The following is an 18,719-nucleotide window of genomic DNA, read 5'->3' as shown; positions in this document are numbered from 1 at the left end:
CCCGGCGCACGAAAAAGTCCCGCGCGGGGCGGTCGGAACCACCCCGCGCGGGACCCGGGAAGCGGCGGCTCAGCGCGAGCCGCGGAAGATCACAGCGCGGACTTCTGCGTCCACTGGTTCCAGTCGAGCATCCAGTCGAACACGTCGTACCGCGGCTCCATCGCGGCGACCCCGCCGCTGACCTCGATCGGGTCGCCGATCAGCGCGGTGTCGAAGTAGGCCTTCGCGTCGGCCTCGCTCAGGTTGATGCAGCCGTGCGAGGTGTTGACCTTGCCGAGGTTGGCGCGGTTCTCCTCGTTCTCGTGGATGAACTCGCCGTGGTTGGACATCCGGACGGCCCACTTCTTCTTCACGTCGGTGTAGCCGTAGCGCGGGTTGTCCATGATCTCGACCGGGTCCTTCTGCATCACGATGTAGGTCCCGTTGGGCGTGTTCAGCTCCGGATCGTGGTCCTTGCCGTAGCTCGCCGCGTAGCTGGCGACCTGCTTGCCGTCCCGCTCGACGACCATCTGGTGCGTGGCGGCGTCGGCCTTGACGATCTGCGAGCGCCCGATCTTGAACTTGGTGGTCAGGTCGGAGCGGCCGTACGCACCGTCGCCGTAGTGCACGCCGTAGAGGTCCGCGTCCACCTCGACGTCGGTGCCCGCGGGCCAGTACTCCTTCGGCCGCCAGTCCACCTGGGTGTCCGACAGCCACGCCCAGGCGCCCTCGACGGGGACCGAGGTGCGGACCTTCAGCTGCCGCTCGGCGGCGGCCTTGTCGGTGACGGCCTCGTCGAACTTGACGCTGATCGGCATCGCGATGCCGACCTCGGTGTGGTCGGTCGGGTTGACGGTGGCGCGCACCTGCTTCGCCGGGGAGATCGTGGTGAAGCTGCCCTGCACCGGGACGCTCTTGCCGTCGGTACCGGTGGCCTCGCCGGACCAGGTGTAGGTCTTGCCGTAGCCGAGCTGCTCGCCAGAGGTCCAGCTGAGCCCGTCGTCGGACAGGTCGCCGTCGACCTCCTTGCCGTCGCCGTTGGTCAGCGCGACGTCGTCGAGCTTGCCGCCTTCGACGCTGACCTTCACCGGCGTGGCCGGGTTGACGTCGGAGCCGCCGCCGGGTTCGAGGTGCACCTTGGCCACCGGGGCCTGCGCCTGCGCGCCGCCGCCCGTTCCGCCACCGCCCGTGGACTGCGTTCCGCAGCCCGATAGCAGCAGCACGGCCACCAGTGCTCCCGCCATCGCGGTCCACAGCTGCCGTACCCGACTCACCCTGCTCAGCACTCCTCGACCCCGATCCGTTCCGACGTGGTTCTCACAACCCCAAGACGTGCGGCACCCGGAAAAGATGCCGGTCTCGAACAGTGTGTCGTGTCACAGGTTCGCCGCCGCAGGCGCCCCCGGCATGCTTGAGCCACCCTTTCGAGCGAAATGATCTCACCCGGCAGGGCTATGACCAGGCAGAACCACGATCGCCCGCCGTGATCAACCGCCATCCGGACGCTCCGCGGGCCACCCGTCCCCATTACCTCGGATCCGATGGTGGGGCAACTCACCGCACATCCGCGATCACACCGGGAGTTGGCGGTGCAGCACGCACAGCTCGACGTCCAGCTCGGCCAGCACGTCCGCGATCGGGCTCGCGAACCCGGTCATCCCGCTGCGCGTGCCCGCGAACAGCAGCCCGACCACGCGCCCGTCGTCGTTGACCACCGCCCCGCCGGCATCGCCGACCTGCAGGAAGCAGCCACCGCCCGGCGGGCAGTCGATCCGGATCTGCTCGCGCAGCACCCGCACGCCCAGCGCCGCCCCGTGGTCCACCCGCACCGTCACGTCCACCGAGGTCACCACCCCGCTGGTCACGCCGCTGCCGTAGCCGCACTTGCGCACCTGCTCGCCCGGGTAGGCGGCGCACTGCCCCGTCACCGGTCCGATGCCCGGGATCATCGGCGAGTGGCCGACGCCCCGGCCGAGGGTGACCGCGGCCGCGTCCACCCGGCCGGACAGCGCGCCCCTGGCCAGATCCGCGTACACGTGACCCGTGTCCGGATCGACCATCCGGTCGCCGACCGCCCAGCCGTCGTCCAGGCAGGCCACGTCGAACGTCGTCAGCCCCATCGTCGCCACCGCGGGCGGGTGTCCCACGACCAGCGCGCCCAACGTGCCGGTGCGGCGGTAGCGGCCCGCGTACCGGGCGTCCGGCGGCGCCAGCTGCACCGAACGGCAGGGGGCCAGCCCCTCGCCACCGGTCACCGCGCCGTCGTGCGCGAAACCGCGGCCGCGCAGCGCCACCGACTCCTCCGCGCACGTGTGCACGTGCTGGAGCAGCGGTTTCTCCTCGATCACGTCGGTGGGGATGCCGAGCACGTCCGGCGGGATCTGGGTGCCGGGCCACACCCGGTCGACCGGGCGCTTGCGGGCCACCGACACGACGATGCCCTGTTCGCCGGTGAACCGGCCCGCGGTGCGCTTCTCACCGATGTCGACCGCGGTGACGCCGGGGAGGTCCAGCAGCTGGTCCTCGACCGCGCGCTTGATCGGCCTGATGACCGCTCTGTCCCGAAGTTCCCTGATGCTGAGCATGGCGGCCCCCTCCAGCAACCATTTAACACTCAGGGTTAAGCACTAGTCACGAAGAGTCACCCTTCCGGCCGGTCGGCAGTCAGGTGATTCCGGATCCGGAACAGGCCTCCGGCCGTGCCGGACGTGGCGCAGGAGCCGCGCGGGGCTCAGAGCGAACAGTCCACCAGGACCGGCTCCGGCGCCAGCGACACGCCGAACGCCGAGCTCACTCCGTCCCGCACTTCACGCGCCAGGTGGAGCAGGTCCGCCGTGGTCGCCGCACCGCGGTTCGTCAGCGCGAGGGTGTGCTTGCCGGACAGCGCGGTGCGCCCGCCCGGACCGGCGTGGCCCTTGCCGAAGCCGGCGCGGTCGATCAGCCAGGCCGCGGACAGCTTCGTGCGCCCGTCCGACGCCGGGTACTGCGGCACCTTCTCGTCCGGCCCGACGTGGGCCGCGATCAGCTCCAGCACCCCGGGCAGGTCCTCCGCGGCCACGATCGGGTTGGTGAAGAAGGAACCCGCGCTCCACGTGTCGTGGTCGTCCGCGTCGAGCACCATGCCCTTCGCACGCCGTAAGCGCAGCACCGCTTCGCGCACCCGGGCCACGTCGACGCGCGCTCCCGGGTTCACGTCGAGTTCGCGGGCCAGCTCGGCGTACCGGATCGGGGCCGACTGCCCGCCGTCGCGCAGCAGGTAGCGGGCGCGCAGCACCACCGCGTCGTCGGTGTGCTTGAGGATGCTGCCCCGGTACACCAGCCCGAGGTCGTCGGCCAGCACCGTGCGGATCCGCCCGGTGCGCCGGTCCAGCAGGTCCACCGAGACGAGCATCTCGGAGATCTCCACGCCGTAGGCGCCGACGTTCTGCACCGGGGTCGCGCCGGTGAGCCCCGGAATCCCGGACAGGCACTCCAGGTTGCCCAGCCCCTGGTGCACCGTGTCCGCGACGACGTCGTCCCAGTTCTCACCCGCTTCGACGGTGAGCTGCACGAACCCGTCGACGATGTCGTAGCGCCGCCCGCTGGTGGCGATCCGCACCACGCGGCCGTCGAAGCCCTCGTCGGAGATCACCAGGTTGGAGCCGCCGCCGAGCACCAGCAGCCGCCGGCCCGCCGCGTCGGACTCGCGGACCGCCTCGGCCAGCTGGTCCGGGTGTTCGGCCACGACGAGCTCGGCGGCAGGCCCGCCGAGGCGCAGCGTGGTGTGGCCGGACAGGACGTGGGCCGTCGGTTCACCGGTCGGCGGCGCGCCGCCGATTCCTTCGGAGCCGGACATCGAGGGGTTCACGATTGCCAAAGGTAACCTTCCGCCCATGGCACGCCGCATCGAGCACCGCAGCACCTCCGAGTGGCCCGCGTCGCAGGTGCATGCGGCGCTCATCGACATCGACTATCTGCGGGAACGCCTCGATCAGCTCGAGGGCGGGCGCAACGAGCTCGTGCAGCACACCGCCGATGCCGACGCGGTGCGCTTCCAGGTGCGCCAGGGCGTGCCCACCGAGTCGCTGCCGCCGATCGCGCGGACCGTCGCCGGTGCGGGCGACCTGGTGATCGACCGCAGCGAGTCCTGGCGGCGCGAGCAGGACGGGCACTACGCGGGCGAGATCGCCGCCGAGGTCGCCGGCGTGCCCTGCACCATCACCGGATCGATGTGGCTGCGTGACCTGACCGGGCGAACCGGGGCGAGCGAGCTGGTCGTCGAAGGCGAGGTGCGGGTCTCCGTGCCGTTCCTCGGCGGCAAGCTCGAGGACCTCGTCGCCGAGCAGGTGCAGAAGCTGCTGGCCGCGGAGGAGCGGTTCACCACCGAGTGGCTGGCCCGCCCCCGGAGCTGACGACCTCCACCGCCCGCCCATGAACCAGCCCCGCAAGAAGGCGCCCCGCCTGGCCGCCGGCCGCGCCCGCGCGCTCGGCGTGCCGACCCGCGGCACCACCAACCCGAACCGGCTGCGCCGCGTGGACCGCTGGATCGCCGGCACCCCGTGGGTGGCCCGCGCGCTGAGCTCCGCCGCCGACCCGCTGGTGATCGACCTCGGCTACGGCGCCACCCCCATCACCACCGTCGAGTTCGCCGCCCGGCTTCGGCCGGTGCGCGCCGACGCGCGGGTGTTCGGCCTGGAGATCGACCCCGATCGGGTGGCCGCGGGCAAGGCGGTCGCCGATCCGCCCGCGCTGGAGTTCCGGCGCGGCGGCTTCGAACTCGCGGGACTCGCCGCGGGCATCGGCGGCGCGGACGGCCCCGCGCTGGTGCGGGCGCTGAACGTGCTGCGCCAGTACACCGAACCGGAAGCCTGGAAGGCGTGGGACGAGCTGCGCGGCAGGCTCGCCCCGGACGGGCTGCTGGTGGAGGGCACCTGCGACGAGATCGGCCGCCGCTGCTGCTGGGTGGCGCTGGACCGCTCCGGGCCGCGCACCTTGACGCTGTCCTGCCTGCCCGCCGACCTGCAGCGCCCCTCCGACCTGGCGGAACGGCTGCCGAAGACGCTGATCCACCGCAACGTGCCCAGCGAGAAGGTGCACGCCCTGTTCACCGACCTGGACGCCTGCTGGGCCCGGGCCGCGCCGCAGGCACCGTTCGGCCCGCGCGCCCGCTGGGCGGAGGCGGTGCGGCTGTTCGCCCGGCTGGGCTGGCCGGTGCGAGACCGCCCGCGGCGCTGGCGGCTGGGCGAGGTCACCGTCGACTGGGCCGCGGTGGATCCGCTGGCGGACCGCACCTCGGGGTGACATCACCCGGCCGGGCCGATCGGCGCAGTGCGATACTCCGCAACCGTGTCCGCTCGATTCGTCATCACCCTCGGCTGCCCCGACCGCACGGGCATCGTCGCGCGCATCGCCTCGTTCCTCGCCGAGCACGGCGGCTGGATCGTGGAGGCCGGCTACCACACCGACGTCGAGACCGGCTGGTTCTTCACCCGCCAGGTCGTGCGCGCCGACTCGCTCCCGTTCGGCCTCGACGAGCTGCGGGAGCGCTTCGCGCGGGTCGCCGACGAGCTGGGCAGCACGAACTGGCGGGTGAGCGACACCTCCGAGCGGCGCCGGGTGGTGCTGCTGGTGTCCCGCGAGAGCCACTGCCTGCACGACCTGCTCGGGCGCGTCGCCTCCGGTGAGCTGGACGTGGACCTGCGCGCCGTCATCGGCAACCACCCGCGGCTGCGCGCGATCACCGAGGCGCACGGCGTGCCGTTCCACCACGTCCCGTTCCCCGCCGGTTCCGACCCGGACGACAAGGGCGCCGCGTTCCAGGAGGTGCGGGCGCTGGTCGACGGCCACGACCCGCACGCCATCGTGCTCGCCCGGTTCATGCAGATCGTGCCGCCCGCGGTGTGCGAGGAGTGGGCCGGGCGCGCGCTGAACATCCACCACAGCTTCCTGCCCTCGTTCGCCGGGGCGCGGCCGTACCACCAGGCCTACGAGCGCGGGGTGAAGCTCGTCGGGGCCACCTGCCACTACGTCACGCCGGAGCTCGACGCCGGTCCGATCGTCGAGCAGGACGTGATCCGGGTGGACCACACCGACGCCGCCGCCGACATGGTCCGCAAGGGCCGCGACATCGAGAAGGTCGTGCTGGCCCGCGGGCTCCGCGCGCACCTCGAGGACCGGGTCCTGGTGCACGACAAGCGGACCGTGGTGTTCTGACCCGGCTCAGCCCACCGGGCGGGCGAGGTCGTCGAGCACTTCCGCCGCGGGAAGGCGAGCGAGCAGCCCGCCCGGCGCGATGATCTTCGAGCGGCGCAGGCCGCTGCCGACCACCACGGCCGGCGCGGCCGTCACCGCCGCGTCGACCAGCAGCGGCCAGTCCGCGGGCAGCCCGAACGGCGTGATCCCGCCGTACTCCATCCCGGTCAGCCGCACCGCCTCGTCCATCGGCGCGAACGAGGCCTTGCGCACGTCCAGCCGCCGCTTGACCACGCCGTTCACGTCGGCGCGCGTGGTGGCCAGGACCAGGCAGGCCGCGTGGCGCACCTCCCCGCCGCGCTTGCCCGCGACCACCACGCAGTTCGCCGACAGCTCCAGCGGCGAGGCGTACTCGGCGCAGAACGCGGCCGTGTCCGCGAGCTCCGGGTCGATCTCGGCGGCCCCGACGAGCTCCGCGTCCGCCGCGGACAGCGCGTCGAGGGCGCCGCGCACGGGCTCGGCCAGCAGTTCGGGACGTTCCAGCGCCGGTGCCACCACGAGGGTTCCGGCGGCGCGCGACCAGTCGACAGCCATGCGCCGACGGTACGAGTTCCCCGACCGCCCGGAGTCGGCGAGGCGCACAACCGAGGTCGGCAGACCGCACGCCCTGGGCCGGGCCGCGCCCGGCATCACCGAGCCGGGTCCGGATTCAACGGGTCACGTCCGAGTCCGAGGATCACGTCCGAGTCCACGGGGCGTGCCCGACTCCGAGTCGCGCCCGGGTTCAGCCGGTCGCGTCGACAGCCATGCGCCGACGGTGCGAGTTCCTCGACACGCCACCGCGCACGCCCGGCGTCGGCGAGGCGCACACCCGAGGCCCGCAGGCCGCAACGCCCTGGACCGGCCCGCGCCCGGGATCAACCCGTCACGCCACCGGGATCAACGAGCCGGACCCGGGGTCAACGGGCCGCGGCCGGGTCCGAGGGTCGCGCCCGAATCCGACGAGTCGCGGCCGGGTTCGACGGGTCACGCGCAGGTTCGACGGGCCGCGGCCATGTTCAGCGAGTCGCCTGGAGTCCACGAGTCGGGTCCGGGCCCGAAGGGCCGTCCGAGGGGCACGTCCGAATCCACGGATCGCGCCCGAGTTCGACGAGCCGCAGCCAGGTTCAGCGAGTCGCGCCCGAGTTCGACGAGTCGCAGCCGGGTTCAGCGAGTCGCGGCGAGGAAGTCGGCGAGGAGCGCCCGCAGCTCCTTGCGGTGGGTGAACAGCGGGGCCACCGACGGCAGCAGCTCCAGCCGCGCCCCCGGGATCGCGGCGGCGACCGACCGCGCGGCCGCCACCGGGTGCAGCGGATCGTCCGTGCCGGTCAGCACCAGCACGTCCGAGCGCACCGCCCGCAGGACCGCGGCGTCGTCGAGCACCGCGCGGTCGCCGAGCGCGTGCAGCGCAGGGCCCAGGCGCAGCAGCGCCGCGGTGCGGGCCGCCAGGTGCTCTCCCAACTGCGCGCCGGGCGGGAATTCGGCGGCCACCCGCTCGCGCAGCGCCGCCCCGCCGTCGGACTCGGCGGCCGCGACCGCCTCCGCCAACCGCTCCAAGGCCCACGCCGACGAGACCTCGCGCCCGCCGTCCAGCACCGCGGGCAGCAGCAGCGCGAGCCGTTCGAACCGGGCCGGGTGCTCCGCGGCCGCGCGCGTCAGCGCGCCGGTGCCCAGCGAGACGCCCACCGCGCGGGTCGCGCCGACCGCGTCCGCCGCGGCCAGCACGTCCGCCGCCAGCACGCCGTAGTCCCAATAGCCGTCGGGCGCGTCCGCCGCGTCGCCGTGACCGGCGAAGGTGAGCACCACGCGGGTGCCCGGCAACCCGGAGGCCGGAATCCGCGCCTCGCCCGGAGTCGCACCGAGACCGTGCGTCACCAGCGTCACCGGCTCACCTCGGCCGTGCGCCCGCCAGCGCGCGCCCGAGGGCAGCACGCCTTCGGTGGCACGCAGGTCGCCGCCGATCACCAGGAGCTGCCGCCCTGCACCTCGACGACCTTCGGGCGCACGTCCAGCAGGTACACCAGCACCGCGACCAGCCCGGCCAGCCAGATGATCGTGATGGGGCCGTTCGTGCACAGCACCAGCACCAGGAGCCCGGCGCCGGTGATGCCGAGCCACGCCGCCTTGGACAGCTTGCCCACCGCGGTGAACGCGTCCGAGCGCTGCAGCACCGCGTGCCCGAAGGCGTACAACCCGACCGGCAGCCCGGCCAGCCAGATCAACCTCAAGAGCACGAGCTGTGGGATGAGCGCGGCCGGAGCGTCGAATGACAAGTCCACCGCTCCACCCTACGTGTGCGCGGGACCCCGGAGCAGCCCTCCGGGGTCCCGCGCTTCGCGTCGCGTCAGTCGTCGGACTTGCCGGTCGCCTTCGGCTTCCCGGTGCTCTTCGCGCCGCCGGAGTTCTTCGGCGCGCTCTTGGCGGCGGCGGTCCGGTTGGCGGTCTTGCGGCCGGTGCTGCGGGTCGTGGCGGCCGCGTCGGAACCGGCCTCCTCGACGGTGTCGGCGACGTCGGCCGCGGTCTCGCGGACCTGCTCCGCGGCCCGGGTGGTGGCCTGCTCGGTGGTCTCGGCGGCCTTCTCGCTCCAGGAGCGGGTGGTGCGGGTGACCTTGCCGAGCACGTCGTCGGCGAGCAGCCGCGCGTCTCCGACGGCGCTGTCCACCCGGCCCTGCACCTGCTCCAGCTGGCTCCAGGCCTGCTTGACCTGCGGCTGGGTCTGGAGGCGTTCGAAGGTCGTCTCGCCGCGGTCGGCGAGGTAGCCGTAGAGCTGCGCGGCGGAGCGGGTGTAGGCGTCGACGAGCTTGCGCAGCTCGGCCGGGTCGAAGCGCTCCTTGAGGTCGTTCGGCAGGTCGTTCACGCCGTTGCGGGCGGACTCGGCGCCTTCGCCGAGCCGGGTGCGCAGCTTGGTCAGCGCGTCGGCGATGGTCTGCGCGGCGAGGTCGCCCGCGCCCAGCGCGGCCAGCAGCGGGGTGCGGGCCTGCTCGGCGGCGTCGCCGCGGGTCTTGGTGTCGTTCTCGGAAGTCGGCATGGTGCTCACTCCTCAGCTGCTTCGGGGATGTCGGTGCGGTCGGGCGCGCCGGCGGCGTCGTCGTGCTCGCGCCGGAACGAGGCGTAGATGTCGAGCAGGACCTGCTTCTGCCGTTCGCCCAGGTCGGGGTCGGCGAGGATCGCGTCCACCACCGGGCCGCCCTCGCGCTGCTCCAGGATTCCGGCCTGCACGTAGAGCGCTTCGGCGGAGATGCGCAGCGCCTTGGCGATCTGCTGCAGGATCTCCGCGCTCGGCTTGCGCAGGCCCCGTTCGATCTGGCTGAGGTACGGGTTGGAGACGCCTGCGCTCTTGGCGAGTTCGCGCAGCGAGATCTGGGCGTTGCTGCGCTGCGCCCTGATGTAACCGCCGAGGTCGCTCACCGCCTGGTTCACGGCCTTGTTGACGGTCTTGTCCACCCGCTCCATCGATCCCGCTCCCTCCGGACGGGTTCCACGCTAACCACGAGTGCTAACTTTTGCAAGCACATAGCTTGCACCCTCCGGGTGAGTCCTGGAGCACCCTCAACCCGCGCACACGCAGAGCGGATGCCCGTCCGGATCGGCGTACACCCGGAACGGCGAGTCCTGCTGGTCCGGCGGCTGCGGCAACGGCCGGGCACCGGCCCGCACCGCCCGCTCGTGCCCCTCGTCCAAGGTCGTCACCCGCACGTCGACGTGCATCATCTGCGGCCGCGCGTGGTCCGGCCAGGTCGGCGGCACGTGGTCCGGGTCCCGCTGGAACGCCAGCGCCGGCCCGCCTGCCGGGTCCGCCAGCTCCACCCAGTCCTCGCTCGACTCGGCTTCGTCGACCTCCCAGCCCAGCAAGCGCCGGTAGAACTCGGCGAGCGCGCGCGGATCGGGCGTGTCGATGGCGAACGCGCAGATCGACAGCGGGGCCTCGGACATGGGTACGACCTTTCGCTCGACGGGGGGACGTCAACGGGATCGGGGAACGGCGAGTCCGGCTCGACCACCGGGTGCGGGCGCGGCCACCGGCTCGGCCACCGGGTCGCGAACCGCCTCGGCGCGCGGCCGGACCTCGGCATCCTCCGCCCGCCCGAGGCCGCGCGCACGGCCTCCCGGCCGTTTTCGCTGCACTGCCACCCCGCCGGACGTCATGGCTCCCCCAACCAGTGTTCACCTGTTAGTGGTTAGTAACCGACATCGGGATTATGGGAGTTATCGACGCACGCTGCAACCGGCTAATCGAATACGATGGTGTTCGTGAACAGCAGAGCCGTCGCCGACCGAGTCCCTGCGAACCTCTCCGCGGACCTGGACGCCGAACGCGACGTCGAGCTGGTGCTGGCCTTCCTCAACACCTCCGACGCCGAAGCGGACACCGACGTCCTCGACTCCGCGGACCGATGGCGGGCGTGGTCCGCCGGACGCGGCCTGGGCGAAGCCGGAGATCGGGATTCCGCGCGGCGCATCCGGGACGCGATGCGCGGTGCGGTGTCCTGCGACCGATCCGCCCCCCGCGCCGATCCCGACGTGATCACCTGGCCCGTGCCGGTCGTCGTCCAGGACGGCGTGCCGGTGCTGGGCGGGCCGGACGCGCTGGGCAAGGTGCTCGCCGCGGCCGTGCACCTGGTGCACACCGGCCACTGGAACCGGATCAAGATCTGCCCGGCCGAGGACTGCCTGTGGGCGTTCTACGACCGGTCGCGCAACAAGTCCCGCACCTGGTGCTCGATGCGGGTGTGCGGGAACCGGGAGAAGGCGCGCTCCTGGCGCGAGCGGCACGCGACCGCGGGGTGACCGCGGGCCGTCGCGCGCTCGGCCCGGCGGCCACCTGCTGCCTGCCGGTGGTCGGGAACGTCAGAGCAGCAGCTGGGACAGGGTGTAGATCACCAGACCGGCCAGCGCGCCCACGACGGTGCCGTTGATCCGGATGAACTGGAGGTCGCGCCCCACCTGGAGCTCGATCTTCCGCGAGGTCTCCTCGGCGTCCCAGCGTTCCACGGTGTCGGTGATCAGCGTGGTGATCTCGGTGCGGTAGTGCGACACCACGTACACGGCGGCGCTCTCCAGCCAGCCGTCCACCTTGCCGCGCAGCTCCGGCTCGGTGGCCAGCCTGCGGCCGAGGCCGCGCAGGCCGTCGCGCACCCGCAGCCGCAGCTCGCTGGACGGGTCCTCGGCCGCGTCCAGCAGCATCTTCTTCGCGGTGCTCCAGGCGGAGGCGACCAGGTTCTGCACCTCCGGGTGCTCGATGACCTGCTGCTTGATCTGCTCGGCCCGCTCCATCGTCTTCGGGTCGTGCTGCAGGTCGTGCGCGAAGTCCACCAGGAACCGGTCCACGGCCTTGCGCATCTGGTGGTCCGGGTCGGTCTTGACCGCCCACGCGAACGACAGCACCTCGGTGTAGATCTTGTCCGCGACCATGCCGTCGAAGAAGCGCGGCGACCAGGACGGGGCGCGCTGGCTCACCACGCGCAGCACCGTCGCGTGGTTGTCGCGCGCCCAGTCGTAGGCGCGGTCGCAGATCAGGTCCACCAGCTTGTGGTGGGTGCCGTCGGCGAAGACCTGGGACAGGATGCGGCCCAGCGGCGGGCCCCACTGCTGCTCCAGGACCTTCCGCAGCACCGACTGCTCCAGCACGGCCTGCACGTCGTCGTCGCGCAGCACCTGCACGGCACCGCGCACCGCGGTCGCCAGCTCGGAGGTGACCCGCTCGGCGTGCGCGTCGTCGTCCAGCCAGGTCCCGACCCGGGCACCGATCTCCGCCCGCCCCAGCTTGTCCCGCACCACCGGTTCGGACAGGAAGTTGTCGCCGACGAACGCGCCGAGGTTCTGGCCGAGCGCGTCCTTGCGGGTCGGGATGATCGCGGTGTGCGGGATCGGCAGCCCCAGCGGCCTGCGGAACAGGGCGGTCACCGCGAACCAGTCCGCCAGCGCACCGACCATGCCCGCTTCGGCGGCCGCGCGGACGTAGCCGACCCAGGCCGCGGCACCGGCGTTCTCCTGCCAGCGGGCGAGCACGAAGATCGCGGTCGCGAGGAGCAGGAGCCCGCCCGCGACGGCCTTCATCCGCCGCAACGCGCGCTTCTTGACCTGGTCCGCATCCGCCACCGAAGTCTGTGCCATCACTCGATTCTTGCAGCTGCCCGCACCGGCTCCGTTCGCTGAGCGCCGGAAATCGCCCGTGGTGACCGATCTCGCCCGACCGTTCACGCCGTGCGAGCGCCGTGCGCCTCGCGGTCCCGGCACGTGGGATCGCGGAGCCGTCCCGAGCAGTAGAGTGCCGGGCGTGCGATCTCCCGCCCTCACCTCCCGGTTGCGCCCCTTCACCTCGACGATCTTCGCGGAGATCACCGAGCTGGCCCGCGAGCACGGGGCCGTGAACCTCGGTCAGGGCTTCCCGGACACCGACGGACCGGCGGGAATGCTGCGGGTGGCGCAGCAGGCGATCGCCGACGGCGTCAACCAGTACCCGCCCGGTGCCGGCGAGCCGGACCTGCGGGCGGCGATCTCGGAGCACCGGAAGGCGCGCTACGGGATCGAGCACGACCCGGACGGCGAAGTGCTGGTGACCGTCGGCGCCACCGAGGCGATCACCGCTTCGATGCTGGCGCTGCTCGAGCCCGGCGACGAAGTCGTGCTCATCGAGCCCTACTACGACTCGTACCCGGTGGCGGTGGCGATGGCCGGGGCGGTGCGCCGCACCGTCGGTCTCCGCCAGAGCCCGGACCACCGGTTCGAACTCGACCTGGAGGCGCTGCGCGCCGCGGTCGGGCCGCGCACCCGGGCGCTGGTGGTGAACTCGCCGCACAACCCGACGGGATCGGTGCTCACCGATGTCGAACTGGCGGCGATCGCCCAGGTCTGCCGCGACCACGACCTGATCGCGATCACCGACGAGGTCTACGAGCACCTGCTCTACGACGGCCGGGTGCACACCCCGCTGGCGACGCTGCCGGGGATGGCCGAGCGGACGGTGACGATCTCCAGCGTGGGCAAGAGCTTCAGCGCCACCGGCTGGAAGATCGGCTGGGCGTGCGGTCCCGCGGAGCTGATCGGGGCGGTCCGCGCGGCGAAGCAGTTCCTCACCTTCGTCGGCGGCGCGCCGTTCCAGCCCGCGGTGGCGCACGCGCTGCGCCACGAGCTGGACTGGGTCGAGCAGCTGCGCGACGGCCTGCAGCGCAAGCGGGACCGGCTGGCCGAGGGGCTCACCGCCGCCGGGCTGGACGTGCTCGCGTCGGAAGGCACCTACTTCATCTGCGCCGACGTGCGCCCGCTCGGGTTCACCGACGGCGCCGAGCTGTGCCGGGCGCTGCCGGAACGGGTCGGGGTCGCGGCGATCCCGGTGCAGGTGTTCTGCGACGACCCGGAGCCCGTGCGGCACCTGGTGCGCTTCGCGTTCTGCAAGCGGGACGAGGTGCTGGACGAGGGAATCCGGCGGTTGCACGGCCTGGCCGGCTGATCCCGCTGCGCTCCGCGCCACGTCAACCACCGTGACCCAGGCAGAGGAAACCGGCTTCGCCGTGCGCGGCCTGGGCGGCGGCGAGCGCCTCCGCCGGGCCGATCCCCCGGCGCAGCGACGAGTGCAGCGACAGCATCACCTGCGCGGTGCGCTCGTCCGGCACCGGTACCACGCTGGCGATCACCGTCGCCGTGCCGCGCCCGAGCAGCGCCGCGGCCAGCCCGGTGAGCTGCCCGGCTCCGGCGGGCACCGAGCGCCCCGCTTCGCACGCGGAGAGCACCACCGTCCGCGGACCGCGCCGCAACCGGTCCAGGTCGTAGCCGTACATCGGGCCGCCCGCGAGTTCCAGGCAGGACAGCAGCGGCTGGTCGTCCCGGAACCGGCCGTGCGCGGCGATGTGCGCGATCGGTGCGCCGTCGACGGCGGCCAGCACCCGTTCCGCGTCGGCACCCGCCCCGGTCAGCAGTCGTCCACCACCGGCCCGGTGCAGCGCCACGACCTCGCTTTCGGCGTGTTCCAGCCCTGGTCCGGCCACCCACACCGGGTCCGCTGAGGCGCACTCGCGCGCCGCATCGACCCGACCGCGCAGCCACGCCCGCAGCGACGGGGCGACGGTGACCCCGCGTCCGCGGCAGAGCGGGAGCGCGGCCCACGGCACCGCGTGCAGCGCGCCGGTCGGCACCACCACCAGCCGTCGCCCGGGTGGCAGTGCGCCCGCCATCGGCCGCAGCAGCAGCCGTTGCACGACGGCTGCCGACTCGGCGGCGCTCGCCGCGTACAGGGCCTCCGCACGCGGATCACCGGACTCCGCCTGCCGCGCGAGGAGGTACCGCAGCCGCTGCGTCTCGTGCACCGCGTCCAGTTCGGTGCCGAGCTCGTGCAGCCGGGCCCTCCCGTCGACGACGGAGATCGCGTGCAGTGCGCCCTCGTGCTCGAACAAGATCCAGAGGACGTCGCGGCCCAGCGCCGCGAGCACTTCGGCGGACCCGGCGGGCTGCGCCGCGTCGATCGTCCCGCCGTCGACGAGCAGCGCCCGATCCCGCACCTGCCGCTCCATCGCGTCGATCTCGGACAGCGCGGAGCGCAACCGGGAACCGTCGGCCCCGGCCGCACCGGACACCGCGGCGCGCAACCGCACCAGGGCCGAACCGAGCTCCGGATCGGTGGGCGGGCGGACCGAGCGGCGGTGCGCCGCGCCCAGCCGGTGCCGCTCGACCCAGCGCAGCACCAGGCGCGGATCACCCGAGCGCAGCGCGGCACCGACCGCGACCGCACCGAGCTCCTCGGCCAGTCCGAACGCCTCGGTCCGCGGTTCCCAGGCGGCGATCCCGCTCGCGTAGCTCGCCACCGCGCGCAGCCCGCGGCGGCAGGCTTCGAACAACCGGCCGTCGTCCCCGGCGTCCGCCGCGCGCAGCGCTTCCGCCAGCCAGCCCACCGTCAGCTGCCGGGTGGACCCGGGCCCGCCACCGCGGCCGGTCGCGGCGAGCTCCAGCAGAGCGCGCGCCGTGCTGCGCCTGCCCGCGCGCGCCGCCTCCCGGCCTGCGACGAGCCACAGCTCGGCGGCGGCCGTCGTCCAGCCGTGCTCGGCGCAGGCGTGTCCGGCGCGCCTCGCCGCGGCCAGCGCGTAGCGGGACACCTGCCCGACCCGCAGCCGCGCCTGCCACTCCACCGCCACGGCCAGCGCGGCCCAGGAGTGCCGCCGCTGCGAGCGGAACAACCTGGCCGCGCAGCGCGCCGGGCGCACCGCGGCCGCCGGATCTCCCGCGCGCAGCGCGCACCCGGCCAGAGCCAGCCAGGTGTCCCCGAGCCGCGCCGCCCGGCCCAGCCGCTGCAGCCGGGACGCGGCGCGGTGCAGTTCCTCCCGCGCCTGGTCGTGCAGGCCCGCTTCGGCCAGCGCTTCGGCCCGGTCGACGCGGATCTCCGGGTGCCCGGCGGGATCGGCACCGGCGGCGCGCGCCTCGTCGAACAGCCGCAGCGCCCGCGGCAGGTCCCCGGCGCGCAACGCCACGCAGCCCCGGTTGTGCCTGCACAGCGCGGCGCGCTGCCCGCGCCCGGCGGCGCGGAACCGCTGCTCGGCCGCGACCAGGTCGGCTTCCGCCTCGCTGAGCCGGTTGCGGTACAGGTGCGCGAGCCCGCGCGCCACGTGCGCGTTCGCCGCCCACTGGTGGTCGTCGTGCTCGGCCAGTCCCGGCAACGCCGCGGAGAGCACCGCGACCGCCTCGTCCTGCCGGTCCTGCTGGAACAGCAGCACACCCCGCAAGCAGCTCGCCCGCACCGCGTCCTGGCCCGTGAGCTGTTCGGCGGCGGCCTCCAAGTGCCGCCACGCGCCCTCCGGATCGCCCCGGTCCAGCTCCACCCACGCGGCGGTCAGCAGGACCTGCGCGGCCCGCTCGGGCAGCCGTTCCCGCCGGGCCGCGGCCAGTGCGACCCGCGCGTGCTGGCGGGCCTCCGCCGACCGGCCGCGCTCCACCGCGACCAGCGCGCGGATGTGCCTGGCCAGCACCCGCAGCTCCGGATCACCGGACCTGGCGAGCCAGCGGTCCGCAGCCCGCGCCGCCCCCTCCGGATCCGCGCAGACCCGGTCCCGCCACCGCACCGCCGCCGAGATCCGCTCCGCACCCGGCGCCAGGGCCGTCCCGGCGCTCAACAGATCAGCCAATCCGCGACGGCGGGCGCGGCACCCGCCGACCGGAACACGACGCCCAGCGGCCCGGCGGGCACGTCCGCCACGCGGAACGCGCCTGCCTCGTCGAGCTCGGCGACGCATTCCCCGCCGGCGTGCCGGAACAGCACGTCGCCCGCCGGCCGCCGCTGCCCGGCCCGGCTGATCACCAGGCCCGCGGCCCGGAACAGGCCCGGCACCGTCTGCACCAGGTCGAGCTCCACGATCCGCCCCGGCATCAGGAAGGTCAGCACCCGCGGTTCGGCCGGTTCGGCGGTGGCGCTGCCGGACCGGACGGCGGCGGCCGCGTCGGCCGAGTCCCCGACCAGCTCCAGCGACGCCGCGCCCGAGCGGGAGCGCGCCAGACCCGCGGCCGCGTACCCGGCATCCCGCACCCGCCCCGGCGCCGGATCGCGGAGTTCGAACAGATCGCGCAGCACCCGCAGCTCGGCGGGCATTCGCGGGCTCATCCGGCGGCCTCCTCGGTGTTCCCGCCGTTCGCCAGCCGCTCCCGCAGCGCGGCGAGGCAACGCCCCTTCTTCGGGCCGATGCTGCCGCGGGGCATGCCCAGCGCCTGGCCGACCTGCGCGTAGCTCGCGTCCGGAGCCACCGCCACGACCCGCAGCAACTGCTGGCAGCGGCGGGAGAGCTGGGCGAACGCCAGCCACATCCGGGAGGCCGCCATCGAGTGCAGCGCGCTGCTCTCCGGACCCGCACCGGGGTCCGGCAGGTCCAGCATCCCGGTGTCCCAGCCGACCGGGGATTCCCGGCGCCGGGCCTTCGACAGCCGGATCGCCTCCCGCCGGGCCGTCGTGGCCAGCCATCCCGGCAGCGCGCGCGGATCCCGCAGGCTGCCGAGGTTCTCCGCCAACGACAGCCACGTCACCTGGCACACGTCCTCCGCGTCAGTGCCGTTCGCGGAGTACGCCCTGGCCGCCGCCCACACGACCGAGGCGTGGCGGTCGACGAGCTCCCGCCAGGCCGCGGCCTCACCGGTCGCGGCGCGGGCCAGCAGCCGGGCGGTGTCGTCGGATTCGGAGACCTCGTGCACGGCGTGCATCGCGCTCCCTCCCCTCAAGATCGATGTCCCGAGTAAGAGGAACGAACCCCCCGCGCAGATTCACCGAACGCCGATTACCCCCCGAACGGGTAACGCGCCACCGCCGCCCGGGCAGCCCCGTCCGCATCGGCGCCGCCCCGGACCGCGCTCGCCGCGGCGGCCGCGACCTGCGGTGCGGCGAAGGACGTCCCGCTCCAGCTCGCGTAGCCGTAGCTCCGCCCGCACGTCCTCGGCAGCAGCCGCACGTGGCTGCTCACCACGTCCACCCCCGGCGCGCACGCGTCCACCCAGTCCCCCGAACCGGAGAACTCCGCCGGGGCACCGCCGGGCCCGCTCGCCGCGACGCCCAGCACCTCCGGCAGCGCCGCGGGCCAGAACGGCCGGCCGGAGCCGTGGTTCCCGGCCGCGGCCACCACCACCGCGCCGTCGAACCGGGCGAGCTCGGCCACCAGCGCGGGCGGGCACCGGTCGCCCGCGGTGTGGCACCCGGCCGTCAGCAGCACCACGTCCACCCGCTCCCCGCGCGCCGCGGCGTCCCGGCGCAGCGCGCGCAGCCCGGCGGCGACGGTGAGGTCGTCGGTGAACCCGAGCGAGGACAGCACCCGGTGCGCCCGGATCACGACCCCCGGCGCGTGCCGCAGCAGCACCCCGGAGACGAAGGTGCCGTGCCCGGCCTGCCGGTCCTGCTCGGTGTCGCCGTCCGCGTCGAGCACCTCCGGCACCGGGTCGAACCAGTCGCGGCCCGCGAACCACGGGTGCGGATCGCAGCCGGTGTCGAGCACGCCGACCACCACGTCCCACCGTTCCCGGGCCGGTTCCGGGACGGGAGGCGCGGGCTCGGCGTCCGAGCCGGTGCCGAACAGCACCGGGGTGCCGAACATCGTGGCGGAACCGACGTGCACGTGGTTGGCGCTGACCTCGGTGAACTCGTCGGCGATGGTCACGCAGTGGTCCCGTTCGGCGGCGCGGAGCCGCACCCGGGCGAGCTCCAGCTCCTCGTCGTGGTCGACGCCGTCCACCCAGCGGCGCAGCCGGGACAGCACGGGATCCAGCGAGCCGCGCGCGGCGATCAGCTCGCCGCGCCGCACCAGGCATTCGCCAGGGCCGCCGGGATCGTGCACCAGGAGGTCGTTGCCGTAGCGCGCCCAGCCTTCGCCGAGCTCTGCGACCGTCCACCGGGTGCCCGATATCGAATCCACAGGGGACACTGTGCGATCGGTCACCACGATCGTCCACTTGAGGCATACCGTCGGGTGAAATTCCCCGGCATCCCGGTGGCATCGAGCCAACTGCGTTCGCCGCAACCGGTGGTAGGACACCGCCTGTCCGGGTGGTTGATACCGAGAAGGGCTGCCGCT

At 73.9% G+C, this 18,719-nt stretch carries 19 protein-coding genes; 5 read left to right on the top strand and 14 right to left on the bottom strand.

Annotated features, from left to right (window positions below; translation table 11 throughout):
* Window positions 1-89 precede the first annotated feature (89 nt).
* The 3 genes from ABZ805_RS00320 to ABZ805_RS00310 all read right to left on the bottom strand — a co-directional run bounded on the left by ABZ805_RS00320 (window position 90) and on the right by ABZ805_RS00310 (window position 3,814).
* Window positions 90-1,253 carry an Ig-like domain-containing protein gene (locus tag ABZ805_RS00320; RefSeq protein ID WP_358432357.1) on the bottom strand — a complete coding sequence of 388 codons (1,164 nt, stop codon included), beginning with the start codon at window positions 1,251-1,253 and terminating at the stop codon, window positions 90-92.
* 297 nt (window positions 1,254-1,550) lie between these two features.
* Window positions 1,551-2,564, bottom strand: a complete 1,014-nt coding sequence (locus tag ABZ805_RS00315; protein WP_358432355.1) for a hypothetical protein — start codon at window positions 2,562-2,564, stop codon at window positions 1,551-1,553.
* Window positions 2,565-2,710: 146 nt separating this feature from the next.
* Window positions 2,711-3,814 (bottom strand): UDP-N-acetylmuramate dehydrogenase, encoded by a 1,104-nt coding sequence (locus ABZ805_RS00310; protein ID WP_358432709.1) that lies wholly within the window; start codon window positions 3,812-3,814, stop codon window positions 2,711-2,713.
* A 37-nt stretch (window positions 3,815-3,851) separates the two neighbouring features.
* Here ABZ805_RS00310 and ABZ805_RS00305 point away from each other — a divergent pair, with 37 nt between their 5' ends.
* The 3 genes from ABZ805_RS00305 to purU are packed head-to-tail and all read left to right on the top strand — an operon-like array spanning window position 3,852 to window position 6,171.
* Window positions 3,852-4,370 carry a DUF2505 domain-containing protein gene (locus ABZ805_RS00305; RefSeq protein WP_358432353.1) on the top strand — a complete coding sequence of 173 codons (519 nt, stop codon included), beginning with the start codon at window positions 3,852-3,854 and terminating at the stop codon, window positions 4,368-4,370.
* 19 nt (window positions 4,371-4,389) lie between these two features.
* A complete protein-coding gene (locus ABZ805_RS00300; RefSeq protein WP_358432351.1) occupies window positions 4,390-5,259 on the top strand; it encodes a class I SAM-dependent methyltransferase in 870 nt (289 codons plus the stop codon).
* A 45-nt stretch (window positions 5,260-5,304) separates the two neighbouring features.
* The gene (purU, locus tag ABZ805_RS00295; RefSeq protein ID WP_358432349.1) at window positions 5,305-6,171 is read left to right on the top strand and encodes a formyltetrahydrofolate deformylase; all 867 of its coding nucleotides are present in this window, start codon (window positions 5,305-5,307) and stop codon (window positions 6,169-6,171) included.
* A 6-nt stretch (window positions 6,172-6,177) separates the two neighbouring features.
* Here purU and ABZ805_RS00290 read toward each other — a convergent pair whose 3' ends face one another.
* The 6 genes from ABZ805_RS00290 to ABZ805_RS00265 all read right to left on the bottom strand — a co-directional run bounded on the left by ABZ805_RS00290 (window position 6,178) and on the right by ABZ805_RS00265 (window position 10,122).
* Window positions 6,178-6,744 carry a YbaK/EbsC family protein gene (locus ABZ805_RS00290; protein ID WP_358432347.1) on the bottom strand — a complete coding sequence of 189 codons (567 nt, stop codon included), beginning with the start codon at window positions 6,742-6,744 and terminating at the stop codon, window positions 6,178-6,180.
* 612 nt (window positions 6,745-7,356) lie between these two features.
* The gene (locus ABZ805_RS00285; RefSeq protein ID WP_358432345.1) at window positions 7,357-8,154 is read right to left on the bottom strand and encodes an alpha/beta hydrolase; all 798 of its coding nucleotides are present in this window, start codon (window positions 8,152-8,154) and stop codon (window positions 7,357-7,359) included.
* Entirely contained in the window at window positions 8,151-8,462 is a 312-nt protein-coding gene (locus ABZ805_RS00280; RefSeq protein WP_358432707.1) for a DUF2516 family protein, read from the bottom strand. The genes ABZ805_RS00285 and ABZ805_RS00280 overlap by 4 nt, the downstream gene beginning before the upstream one ends.
* 71 nt (window positions 8,463-8,533) lie before the next feature.
* Window positions 8,534-9,217: a hypothetical protein gene (locus tag ABZ805_RS00275; protein WP_358432343.1), complete on the bottom strand. Its 684-nt coding sequence runs from the start codon at window positions 9,215-9,217 to the stop codon at window positions 8,534-8,536.
* A 5-nt stretch (window positions 9,218-9,222) separates the two neighbouring features.
* A complete protein-coding gene (locus tag ABZ805_RS00270; protein WP_358432341.1) occupies window positions 9,223-9,642 on the bottom strand; it encodes a helix-turn-helix transcriptional regulator in 420 nt (139 codons plus the stop codon).
* A 96-nt stretch (window positions 9,643-9,738) separates the two neighbouring features.
* The gene (locus ABZ805_RS00265) at window positions 9,739-10,122 is read right to left on the bottom strand and encodes a VOC family protein (RefSeq protein ID WP_358432339.1); all 384 of its coding nucleotides are present in this window, start codon (window positions 10,120-10,122) and stop codon (window positions 9,739-9,741) included.
* Window positions 10,123-10,431: 309 nt separating this feature from the next.
* Between ABZ805_RS00265 and ABZ805_RS00260 the strand changes: the two genes are divergently transcribed.
* Window positions 10,432-10,977: a CGNR zinc finger domain-containing protein gene (locus tag ABZ805_RS00260; RefSeq protein WP_358432337.1), complete on the top strand. Its 546-nt coding sequence runs from the start codon at window positions 10,432-10,434 to the stop codon at window positions 10,975-10,977.
* Window positions 10,978-11,037: 60 nt separating this feature from the next.
* Here the strand turns inward: ABZ805_RS00260 and ABZ805_RS00255 are convergent, their stop codons facing one another.
* Window positions 11,038-12,303: a DUF445 family protein gene (locus ABZ805_RS00255; RefSeq protein WP_358432335.1), complete on the bottom strand. Its 1,266-nt coding sequence runs from the start codon at window positions 12,301-12,303 to the stop codon at window positions 11,038-11,040.
* 163 nt (window positions 12,304-12,466) lie between these two features.
* Here ABZ805_RS00255 and ABZ805_RS00250 point away from each other — a divergent pair, with 163 nt between their 5' ends.
* Window positions 12,467-13,639, top strand: coding sequence for a pyridoxal phosphate-dependent aminotransferase (locus ABZ805_RS00250; RefSeq protein WP_358432333.1), 1,173 nt, complete (start codon window positions 12,467-12,469; stop codon window positions 13,637-13,639).
* Between the two features lie 22 nt (window positions 13,640-13,661).
* Here the strand turns inward: ABZ805_RS00250 and ABZ805_RS00245 are convergent, their stop codons facing one another.
* The 4 genes from ABZ805_RS00245 to ABZ805_RS00230 all read right to left on the bottom strand — a co-directional run bounded on the left by ABZ805_RS00245 (window position 13,662) and on the right by ABZ805_RS00230 (window position 18,560).
* Entirely contained in the window at window positions 13,662-16,286 is a 2,625-nt protein-coding gene (locus tag ABZ805_RS00245; protein ID WP_358432331.1) for a CHAT domain-containing protein, read from the bottom strand.
* Window positions 16,283-16,771, bottom strand: a complete 489-nt coding sequence (locus ABZ805_RS00240; protein ID WP_358432329.1) for a hypothetical protein — start codon at window positions 16,769-16,771, stop codon at window positions 16,283-16,285. Before ABZ805_RS00240 ends, ABZ805_RS00245 begins: the two co-directional genes overlap by 4 nt.
* On the bottom strand, window positions 16,768-17,361 hold the full coding sequence (locus ABZ805_RS00235) for a sigma-70 family RNA polymerase sigma factor (RefSeq protein WP_358432327.1): 594 nt from the start codon (window positions 17,359-17,361) through the stop codon (window positions 16,768-16,770). Before ABZ805_RS00235 ends, ABZ805_RS00240 begins: the two co-directional genes overlap by 4 nt.
* Window positions 17,362-17,435: 74 nt before the next feature.
* Window positions 17,436-18,560 (bottom strand): S8/S53 family peptidase, encoded by a 1,125-nt coding sequence (locus tag ABZ805_RS00230; protein ID WP_358432325.1) that lies wholly within the window; start codon window positions 18,558-18,560, stop codon window positions 17,436-17,438.
* Window positions 18,561-18,719 lie beyond the last annotated feature (159 nt).

This window comes from Saccharopolyspora sp. NPDC047091, assembly GCF_040643635.1.
Taxonomy (GTDB): Bacteria; Actinomycetota; Actinomycetes; order Mycobacteriales; family Pseudonocardiaceae; genus Saccharopolyspora_C.
Note: the sequence above shows the minus strand (reverse complement) of the source record. Positions and strands in the feature narration are given on the sequence as shown.